Source organism: Klebsiella sp. HMSC09D12, assembly GCF_001808475.1.
GTDB lineage: Bacteria > Pseudomonadota > Gammaproteobacteria > Enterobacterales > Enterobacteriaceae > Klebsiella > Klebsiella oxytoca.
This window is the reverse complement of record NZ_KV793483.1, coordinates 1-8,825: the sequence shown is the minus strand read 5'-3', so window position 1 is coordinate 8,825 and position 8,825 is coordinate 1. Positions and strand designations below refer to the sequence as shown.

Sequence of the window (8,825 nt, the reverse complement as noted above, 5' to 3'; positions counted from 1 at the left end):
TGGAGAAGGCGCAGACCATCAACGCAGCAGCCGAGAAGCTGGTCCGCTGCAAAGGTCGCTATCACAGCGAGCTTAACTATCGTGCACTGGCGGATCTGTTTGGCGTGACAACTCCAGACCTTCCGCCGCTGGATAGCGATTCCCGCACCGTCACCGTGAAGCTGCCTAATCAAACTCAGTTTGATGATCCGCTATCAGCGTATGAGGCTATCGAGAAGTGCAAAGAGGCGCTTACCGCCGCTGGCATCAAGGTTATCGAAGGAGAGTAGGAGAATGGCTAAATCATCAGACGTTCATGACCTGTTAACTGCTTACCAGAAACAGGCGCGAAAAATCCCTGCAAAGGGTGTTTATGCATCGAGACATCGGCAGGTTGAGGTGCAGGCGGCGCACGTCCGCAAGATTATGCGCAAGCGTCGGCGGTCAGTCGGCAAGTCAAATAAGCTTGGGTGTCGCTTTACTACGGAAATGCGCGTAGCGCTGATTTGCGATATGAATTTTTGGGCGCTGGTATGCCGCTCTAACCGCAACCAGGTGAATACGACGGGAGCCAACCAATGACCAGCAAATTAACCAGAGAGCCAATCACTCACGAATTGAAAATTTACCCTGAATTCTTCTCTGCTGTTTGTACTGGCGTTAAACGCGCAGAGCTACGCAAAAATGACCGTGATTATCGGGTAGGCGACACTCTCCACCTGCTGGAGACACCGCGCGGTAGTTGTCACCGCACGGGAGAGTTTATCAATGCCACAATCACTCATATCGCTGACGTTGGCGAATGGATGCCGGGTTATGTCCTTCTGAGCATTGACCGAGAGGCAATGGACAGCGAGCCTGTGGCGTACACCGACGAACGCAACCTGGGCTATATCGACCGAGGGAGGGAGACGGCATATCTGTGGGGTAAGCAGAACACAGAGACGGGAGATATCGCGCTCTATCGCCACGCGCAGCCAGCGCCGGAATATCCTGAAACACTGTCATGCCCCTTATTGCTGGAGCCAGGATTGCGCTTTGGGAAAGGCGTTAAAATCAGACTGGTACTTGAGGCTATTCAACGCAGAGCAGAGCATTACGCCGAACTTGAGGCTATGGCGCCGGAAGAACGTGCGGAATACGACGCTAATATTGAAGCATTAAAAGCCATGTTGCCGCAGTCAGCGCCGGTAGTGCCGAAGGAATGGGCTATTGCGGATGCTGTGAAGTTTTGCAAAGACACTGGCAGACAAGATGCCGGGACTGCAATGGATGCCTGGAACGCCTGCCGCGCCGCCATGCTCCAGGGTGGCAACTCTCCGGCGCACTTCCGTTGCCGACCAGCGCAAAGCAGCCTCTCTCCGGCGCAAGGCGGCAACTCTCCGGTAATTCCGGATGGTTACGTGATGGTGCCGAAGGACCTGCTTTCAGAGCTTCGCGATTGGGCTCACCCTGAAATAGAAAAGTATTGCGAGATGTGGGAAGGGCGCAGAGACAGTGAGTTCCCAACGCTGAGGAAAGTTATCGCTGATGCTGACGCTCTGCTCGCGCCCGCACCGCAGGAGGTGCCAGATGGGAAATGAAGGCGACAACGTCATCACTCTGGTGCAGCCAAAGCGAGATGAAGATACGCTGCTGAACATCACCGTAACCGACCGGAAGGACTACAGGGAGCAGCACTGCAAGCATAAAGCCGTCGAGGTCGATGAAAAGGGGCGGGTCATTCTGTGCCTTCAATGCGGCTGCGCTGTTGACCCATTCCAGTACGTTCTTCAGTGCGCGACTGATGGCGAGGCTGTGGTGAGAGAGATTCAGCAGCTTCATAACCGCCGCGATGAGCTGCGCGAAGCTGTCGCCAACCTCGAACGAGAAGAGAAAAATGCAAAGGCACGGCTACGCGCTGCCAGAACGTCGATCCTTTTTGCGGAGAACGACCTGAAAAATACTGAGCAGGGGATAAAGCAATAAAACACAAACATCATATTTGTTATCAACAAATCTAAGGTTTGTTATTTATGCAAATGATAACCAGAAAAAAGCCAGCCTTTACCGAGTTGTATCAAACTGGAGTTCTGACTCGTATTGTTGCGGTAAAAATCGCTGATCGCGATGGCTGGAGGCTGTTTGGATTTTGGCGAGATAAGGATATTGGCGTGTACGTAGAGGCTGCGCGTGGCGGTGTCCGGGAATGGTCCGGGCTGGATTACCTGGCCAACTTCTGCGGCAGCTGCGGGATCAGTCGCTGGGAGGTTCACAGCAAGGTCGAGTCAAAGGCACCTCAGTAAATTCTCTATGCAATACAACCCGCTACAGCGGGTTTTATTTTATCAATCATGACAAAAATTAACGTTTTGTGCTCTTAAGATATTGCTCATTCAGCGTGTTGGGTGTACTGTTTATTTATACAGTATATCGAATGGGGTGATAACATGAAAATCGAAGTAACCATCGACAAAACTAAAAAACTACCTGATGGCGCTATTCCGGCTCTTGAAGTTGAGCTATTGCGTCGTCTGAATCAGAACTATGAAGATTGCAAGCTAACCATTCGTCTCGCCGGGTCAGATGGCCTAAGTGTTTACGGGGGTATCGACGACGATAAGGAAATCATTGAGGAAATACTCCGCGAGACCTGGGAAAGCGCCGACGACTGGTTTTATTGAGCAGTAAAAATGTGGCGGTGATGCCGCCATTGTTAACTTTTTTACGCCATCTTTAGCGCGGTTCTTTCTTAAGTGTGGTAACTCGGTAGCCGTGTTCGTTGCAGGTGGAGTGTTTCCAATGAGGTATTTATGGAAATACCGGATGATTTATTTCCAGGATTCAAAGAGCATACCGGGCCTGTCCTTGTTTATGTGAAAAATGGGGTTGTGGAGAGGGGCTTCCCGCTGCGCAAAGATGAGTTTGTCACCTCGCTCAAATCCCTTGATGAGGCCCGTAAAAAAGCCGGTCTTCCCCCTGTAAGTCAGGACTAAAATTAGCTATATTAATTACGGGTCTGAACAACCCTTCTTGCTAGTCGCTGTGCCACGGAGAAAAACCGATGGCGCAGAAGAACCACTCTCAAAAGCTGTACCTCCTGACACCGGCTATCACCTATGCTGGTGTTTCCGTTTGTCTGTCGCACCCAGGCGGTGCGATATGAGAGATCCCCGTCGCAGATGCAAAGCACCCGGTTGCGGTGCCTGGTTTAACCTTACCTATTCGAATATTTACTGGTGTTGCGAAGAGCATAAGAGCCAGTACCTTGCGCATCAGCGCGAGAAACAAAAGGTTAAGGCACAAAACAAGTTAAAAAATAAACCCGTTCACCATATCCGCCCTCAACCAACGACGGCTGAAAAACCTCTCAGCCACTGGCTGGAAGTCACCGAGCGCGTGGTTAATACCCTTTGCCGTGAAATGGCCCTCGTTAATGGGGAGGGGTGTATTTCCTGCGGTACTCACGACGCCAAAGTCTGGCATGCGGGGCATTACAGAACCGTTGCTAAAGCCTCTCATCTGCGGTTTACCCGCATCAACATCAACCTGCAGTGTGATGACTGCAATGTCGGAAAGTCCGGAAATATCAAAGCCTACCGCGAAGGGCTGGTGGCAAAAATCGGTGAAGCCGCAGTTCAGGGGCTTGATAACGACAACCGGATTCACCGCTGGACCATCGAAGAGCTGGAAGCCATCCGCCTGCAGGCTTACGCCGACTTACGCGTACTGAAAAAAGCGCAGGAGGCCGCATGACTAATCCTTACTGCGAATCCCTCTCAACCCTACGCAACGCACCATCCCATTACTTAAAAGAGGTTGGTGACCAGTGGCGAACGCCGGATCCGCTTTTCTGGGGTATCAACGCAATGTTTGGTCCATTGATGCTGGACCTGTTCGCTGATGATAGCAACGCAAAATGTCCTGTCTGGTACACCGCAGAAGATAACGCGCTGACACAGGATTGGTCGGAAATGCTGGACTCAATCGGTGGTGCTGCATTTGGTAATCCGCCTTACAGCCGCTCTCAGTACCACGAAAAGCAAGCCATCACAGGCATGACTCACATCATGAACTACGCAGCTGCGCAAAGAGAGAAGGGCGGCCGCTATGTTTTCCTGATGAAATCCGCAACGAGCGAAACGTGGTGGCCGGAGGGCGCGGATCATGTCTGCTTTATCCGCGGGCGGATTGGTTTCGATCTGCCTGTCTGGTTTAAACCCGCCAACGACAAACAAAGGCCGACCAGCGCGTTTTTTGCTGGTGCCATAGCTGTATTTGATAAGACCTGGCGAGGTGAGAAATTCAGTTATATCAACCGCACCGAACTGGAGGCAAAAGGCCAGTCATTTATGGCGCTGGCGCAGTTTGCCATTGATAAGAAGGTGACCGCATGAGCCGTGACGCAATAGAGCGGATCCGCCACCGCTGGCAAAAGCTTCGTCTTTGCCGTCATCGCGGCACTGTATTAGTTGACTACCGCATCCTCAAAAACTTTATACGCACCTGTCAGCTCCGGGGAGAGACAGCATGACTCCAATGCAACGCCGTAGACAAAATGCCGCTATATCAGAAGTCGCGGTTGCCACGCATAAACGATACCTCGGACGCCCAGAATTGCTTACAGGCATTCAGTCTGCCTGGATTAAATCCCTGCTCACTGTTTGGGGGGAAAGTCTCCGAGGTGCTACTTTTCCCCGTAAGCCAACAACGCATTCATGCTGGTGGTCAGTCAAGGGGGTCAGATGGTCAGATAAGGCGCTTGAGCGCTTCACTGCTGCAATTGAACAAGCAAGGGCTGAAGGATTTCGCGGCCCTAACGCCCTAAAGAGAGCGCAGGTAATTCTATGGCCAAAGAAAGAGACTAGCGTTATAGACACCGCTATCAGTGACGATGATGCTGATTTCGTGGAGAAGTGCGTGCTCGACGCGTTTGATGTGAACGATCCTATTTATATCGTTGGCTTGAGCTATTACACGACGAGAAAAAAAATATCTGATATTACCAGGGAGCTTCAGAAGATAGCCCCATGGCTGACGGCAGACCAGGCAAGAGAGCGTGTGAAGTGGTGTCTTAAGATATTTCAGGGAAGGGCATTTCTGTCTGCACGTAAAAGCCTGCGGAGTTAGTTTTTGTCTTTTTGTGCTCAAATTTCAATTTGTCATTGATTTTCACCCAGAAGTTTAGATAATCCATTCATGCTTGGCAGAGCTGCGCCACGATGGCAGCGATGAGAAGCGACAATTTGAATATAACGAAAACCCCGCCAATGCGGGGTCTTTGGTTTCCGGCGATATGACAGGGGTATTCGCGAGATGCACCCCTGTCACGTCGTCGTAAAGTATTGAAGTGATGTTATTGTGGTGTTAAATTTTTGGCGTGGTGAATCCCCCTATGCGGAGGGGCATTGCCAGTCTGATATGTTTTTTTGCGCATTGCGAGTCGTCTGTGGACTGGCGGCGACTTACCGGGAGGCACCCGGCACCACACACATACTGCATAACCCTATCTAAAGGCCTGCCATTCCGGTGGGCCTTTTCTTTGGGCAAAAAAAAGCCCGCATGGTTTCATGCAGGCAAGGCAGTTACATTTAGATTTTGTCCCGGTATATGTTTTTTTGTCCGGAAGTCGAAAGATACTGTCTCGAATACATTTTGTAAATAACGGATTCAAATCACAAGGCCATGCATTTGCATGGCTTTTTTATTATCAGGTCCCGCAGGAATCATCATCGACATGCTTCGTTGTTAAATCCAGCCTGACGGGCCTGACCCTTTTCAAACACACAGCTTCCCGATCTTTAATCGGAGGCGGTAACTATGGCTAAACGTATGCAAGACAAAGAGAGCATTGCCGGGATGTCCTGGCTGGTTCTGCTGATCATTGCTTGCTGGGGTGGACTTGTCCGCTACCTGATAGATGTGAAGCAGAGCAAGGCAACATGGAGCTTGATCAATGCTCTTGCCCAAATGGTGGTTTCAGGGTTTACCGGCGTTATTGCTGGTCTGGTGAGCATTGAAAGCGGATTGAGCATTTACATGATACTGGCCACTTCCGGAATTAGCGGGGCAATGGGTTCTGTTGCTTTGACCTATTTCTGGGAGCGCATTACCGGAGTTAAGGCGCCATGACAGCAGATCAGATTATCGAGGGCATCCTCGGTAAAGAAGGGGGTTACGTAAATAACCCGAATGATAAAGGCGGCCCAACGCGCTGGGGTATCACGCAGACCACTGCCCGAGCATATGGCTATAGCGGCGATATGAAGGCGTTACCACGGGATACAGCCAAAGCCATTTATCTGTCGCAATACTGGACTGAACCGAAGTTCGACCGCATTGCCGAGTTGTCGCCAGCCATTGCACAGGAATTGTGTGATACTGGCGTGAACATGGGGCCACGTGTCGCCAGTACATTCCTGCAGCGCTGGTTAACGGCGTTGAATATGCAGGGCAAGCTATATCCGGATCTGAAGACGGACGGCGCGATCGGCAATCTCACCATCGCCGCCCTGAAAAGTTATCTCGCCGTTCGTGGCAAAGATGGCGAAGCCACGCTGCTAAAGGCGCTGAATTGCAGCCAGGGGGCTCGCTATCTTGAGTTGGCCGAAGCGAGGCCGGCTAACGAAGCGTTTCTATACGGCTGGGTTAAAGAGCGGGTGAGCCTATGAAGATGATTATTTTCGCTCTGCTGGCGCTGGTGGCCGTGCTGGTTCTGTTGCTAGTGCGCAAATATACCCGGCTGGAGTTTGTTGGTCATGCCCGGTTGCTGCTTAAAACATGGTCTGTCCGCCTGGGTGCTGCCGGCGCTTTGGTCGGTGTATGGGCCCAATCATTTCCGGACGCAGCTCTTCATGCCTGGGCGATGCTGCCGCCGGATATCAAAGATATTCTGCCTGCAAACATTGTGGCAATGATTAGCCCGGCTCTGGTGGTGCTCGCCATCCTCTCTCAGTACGTCAGACAACCAAAACTGAAAGAAAAAGCCGATGAACAGCAGGAGCCGCAATGAGCCTTGAATTTATCAGCGGGCTGGTAGTCGTTCTGCTTGGCTTAATCGCTGGCGCATTTGGGTTAGGCTATTCACGCGGGACCAGCAAGGCGGAAGCCAAAGCCGAGCAGCAGCGCACTGAAGAAAACGCCGCTGCTACAGTCGCCGCGGCAGAACGCCGGGCTGATGCAACGAAAGGGGCCAGCGATGTTGAAGAGAGCGTTAAGCGTATGCCTGATGACGATGTTGATCGCGAGCTGCGCGAAAACTTTACCCGCCCCGGTGGTTGTTGATACGGCGTGCAGTTGGGTAAGAATTCTCTATCTGACTGACCACGATATCGATGTTCTCGACCGTCAGACGAAGCGTGACATTCTGGCGCACAACAAATCAGTGCTGGCCAACTGCCCGCACCTAACCGAAAAGGCTACGAAATGAGTGAAGCAAAACCGCAGGACGGCACCACAGTAAAGGGCTACCGCACATTAACCACGGGCGACATTGAGCGCATGAACCGCCTCAAAGGTGTCAGCCGGCATTTTTGCAGTCTACTCGATACAGAGCGAGGTGAATTGTTGGCTGTCCGTAATGGCCCGGCAATGTTAAGTGCTGAGCAGGCTCGGGAGATTGATGAAGCTATGCGCAGCCTGGCAATCGCCCGCACCAAAATGCAGGAAGCCTGTATGTGGGCCTGCCGTGCAGTCGCCCGTCCTGATGCAGATTGCTAATGCATTACAGAAGCTCCTAACCTAAGGGGCTTCGATAATGCTGAATCGAAGTATCGACAAGCAGCTCAATAAAAAACCCCGAGGAGGAAATCCTTAAACTTTACGGGGTGCTGAACAAACAGCCAATGAGTAAATAATACCCACCTTGTTCAGTATTTATCCTGGGTGCAGATCAAAAAATTCAGACAGGGCGTAGTGAGAAAGGTTGGCTCATCCTTGAGCCTACGGGTAGAAACAGAAAGACAACCAGACATGGACAGGGTGGCGTCTGCTTTAAGCTTAGGCTGAAAGCTCAGATTAACAAGAACATTAACGATTCAATAAGATGCATAGGGCATTACAGGAGCCATTCACCGAGTGGCTTCGATAATGCTCCCCACATTGCTTAGAGGTAAGACATGGTCGAAATCACCGCCGCCCAGCAGATTCGCCTGAACCTGCTTTCAACCCTGAACTACGACACCGCGGCGGCAAAAGTCGCTGTAGAGTTTGTTCAGGACAGCCCGCTTAAATACCAGCTATTCATCCAGCAATACAGCCGTGTCACATCAGAGACTGAAGTGGTGGCAAAGACGATGAAAGCAGTGCAGGAAGCAACTGAAGCGCTGCCGCTCTTCGATACGAGCGCTGAACAGTCGAGCTAGGCATTACAGCAGGCATTCACTGAGTGCCTGTGATAATGCAAATCTCATAAGGACTTAATCATGCCCGCACTAATTCCCCGAGCATGCCGTAAGCGTGGATGCGCAGGCACAACAACCGACCGCTCAGGCTACTGCGAGAAGCATCGTAATGAAGGCTGGCAGCAGCATCAGCAGGGCAAGAGCAGGCATGAGCGCGGCTATGGTAGCCAGTGGGATATCAGGCGTGCGCGCATCCTGAAACGCGACAACCATTTATGCCAGAACTGCCTTCGCAGCGGGCGAGCTGTCGCAGCAAAGACGGTTGACCACATCAAGGCCAAGGCTCATGGGGGTACCGATGATGATTCGAATCTTGAAAGCCTGTGCTGGCCCTGTCACAGAACGAAAACCGGACGTGAGCGTTTCAAATGATATCAATTCCCATTTGGATGGCGACAGGGAGGGGGCGGGTCAAATCCCTGACGGCAAAGGCCCAAAGGACCGCCGCCTAACCTTTTTTCACAC

At 51.7% G+C, this 8,825-nt stretch carries 17 protein-coding genes and 2 pseudogenes; all 19 read left to right on the top strand.

All coding sequences use genetic code 11. From position 1 onward, the window contains the following. A pseudogene (locus HMPREF3178_RS32215) lies at nucleotides 1-131 on the top strand (ead/Ea22-like family protein); the annotation flags it as partial. Between the two features lie 142 nt (nucleotides 132-273). Beyond that, on the top strand, nucleotides 274-561 hold the full coding sequence (locus HMPREF3178_RS15035; protein ID WP_070585284.1) for a hypothetical protein: 288 nt from the start codon (nucleotides 274-276) through the stop codon (nucleotides 559-561). Next, nucleotides 558-1,562: a DUF3850 domain-containing protein gene (locus HMPREF3178_RS31310; protein ID WP_070585282.1), complete on the top strand. Its 1,005-nt coding sequence runs from the start codon at nucleotides 558-560 to the stop codon at nucleotides 1,560-1,562. The genes HMPREF3178_RS15035 and HMPREF3178_RS31310 overlap by 4 nt, the downstream gene beginning before the upstream one ends. Then, complete coding sequence (locus HMPREF3178_RS15025; protein ID WP_070585280.1) at nucleotides 1,552-1,947, top strand: hypothetical protein; 396 nt, start codon at nucleotides 1,552-1,554, stop codon at nucleotides 1,945-1,947. The genes HMPREF3178_RS31310 and HMPREF3178_RS15025 overlap by 11 nt, the downstream gene beginning before the upstream one ends. Before the next feature lie 47 nt (nucleotides 1,948-1,994). Further along, a complete protein-coding gene (locus tag HMPREF3178_RS15020; RefSeq protein WP_049079404.1) occupies nucleotides 1,995-2,264 on the top strand; it encodes a hypothetical protein in 270 nt (89 codons plus the stop codon). 144 nt (nucleotides 2,265-2,408) lie between these two features. Next, nucleotides 2,409-2,642 carry a DinI-like family protein gene (locus HMPREF3178_RS15015; RefSeq protein ID WP_070585278.1) on the top strand — a complete coding sequence of 78 codons (234 nt, stop codon included), beginning with the start codon at nucleotides 2,409-2,411 and terminating at the stop codon, nucleotides 2,640-2,642. Between the two features lie 129 nt (nucleotides 2,643-2,771). Further along, nucleotides 2,772-2,954: a hypothetical protein gene (locus tag HMPREF3178_RS15010; protein WP_014837900.1), complete on the top strand. Its 183-nt coding sequence runs from the start codon at nucleotides 2,772-2,774 to the stop codon at nucleotides 2,952-2,954. Between the two features lie 166 nt (nucleotides 2,955-3,120). Then, complete coding sequence (locus HMPREF3178_RS15005; protein ID WP_070585276.1) at nucleotides 3,121-3,714, top strand: recombination protein NinG; 594 nt, start codon at nucleotides 3,121-3,123, stop codon at nucleotides 3,712-3,714. Then, a pseudogene (locus tag HMPREF3178_RS15000) lies at nucleotides 3,711-4,352 on the top strand (phage N-6-adenine-methyltransferase); the annotation flags it as partial. The gene HMPREF3178_RS15005 and the pseudogene HMPREF3178_RS15000, both read left to right, overlap by 4 nt. Beyond that, nucleotides 4,352-4,492 carry a YlcG family protein gene (locus HMPREF3178_RS30970; protein ID WP_094963453.1) on the top strand — a complete coding sequence of 47 codons (141 nt, stop codon included), beginning with the start codon at nucleotides 4,352-4,354 and terminating at the stop codon, nucleotides 4,490-4,492. The pseudogene HMPREF3178_RS15000 and the gene HMPREF3178_RS30970, both read left to right, overlap by 1 nt. After that, a complete protein-coding gene (locus HMPREF3178_RS14995; RefSeq protein WP_070585274.1) occupies nucleotides 4,489-5,088 on the top strand; it encodes a hypothetical protein in 600 nt (199 codons plus the stop codon). Before HMPREF3178_RS30970 ends, HMPREF3178_RS14995 begins: the two co-directional genes overlap by 4 nt. A gap of 702 nt (nucleotides 5,089-5,790) precedes the next feature. Next, entirely contained in the window at nucleotides 5,791-6,090 is a 300-nt protein-coding gene (locus HMPREF3178_RS14990; RefSeq protein WP_031280382.1) for a phage holin family protein, read from the top strand. After that, nucleotides 6,087-6,629: a glycoside hydrolase family 108 protein gene (locus HMPREF3178_RS14985; protein ID WP_049089475.1), complete on the top strand. Its 543-nt coding sequence runs from the start codon at nucleotides 6,087-6,089 to the stop codon at nucleotides 6,627-6,629. Before HMPREF3178_RS14990 ends, HMPREF3178_RS14985 begins: the two co-directional genes overlap by 4 nt. Beyond that, nucleotides 6,626-6,970, top strand: a complete 345-nt coding sequence (locus HMPREF3178_RS14980) for a DUF7940 domain-containing protein (RefSeq protein WP_049089473.1) — start codon at nucleotides 6,626-6,628, stop codon at nucleotides 6,968-6,970. The genes HMPREF3178_RS14985 and HMPREF3178_RS14980 overlap by 4 nt, the downstream gene beginning before the upstream one ends. Next, complete coding sequence (locus HMPREF3178_RS14975) at nucleotides 6,967-7,242, top strand: hypothetical protein (protein ID WP_004849284.1); 276 nt, start codon at nucleotides 6,967-6,969, stop codon at nucleotides 7,240-7,242. The genes HMPREF3178_RS14980 and HMPREF3178_RS14975 overlap by 4 nt, the downstream gene beginning before the upstream one ends. Continuing rightward, nucleotides 7,193-7,387: a hypothetical protein gene (locus tag HMPREF3178_RS31735; protein ID WP_049287292.1), complete on the top strand. Its 195-nt coding sequence runs from the start codon at nucleotides 7,193-7,195 to the stop codon at nucleotides 7,385-7,387. Before HMPREF3178_RS14975 ends, HMPREF3178_RS31735 begins: the two co-directional genes overlap by 50 nt. Then, nucleotides 7,384-7,677 carry an Acb2/Tad1 domain-containing protein gene (locus tag HMPREF3178_RS14970; RefSeq protein WP_049089470.1) on the top strand — a complete coding sequence of 98 codons (294 nt, stop codon included), beginning with the start codon at nucleotides 7,384-7,386 and terminating at the stop codon, nucleotides 7,675-7,677. Before HMPREF3178_RS31735 ends, HMPREF3178_RS14970 begins: the two co-directional genes overlap by 4 nt. Nucleotides 7,678-8,075: 398 nt before the next feature. Further along, nucleotides 8,076-8,321: a DUF2560 family protein gene (locus HMPREF3178_RS14965; RefSeq protein WP_070585272.1), complete on the top strand. Its 246-nt coding sequence runs from the start codon at nucleotides 8,076-8,078 to the stop codon at nucleotides 8,319-8,321. A gap of 60 nt (nucleotides 8,322-8,381) precedes the next feature. Further along, the gene (locus HMPREF3178_RS29995; RefSeq protein WP_077270121.1) at nucleotides 8,382-8,732 is read left to right on the top strand and encodes an HNH endonuclease; all 351 of its coding nucleotides are present in this window, start codon (nucleotides 8,382-8,384) and stop codon (nucleotides 8,730-8,732) included. Nucleotides 8,733-8,825 lie beyond the last annotated feature (93 nt).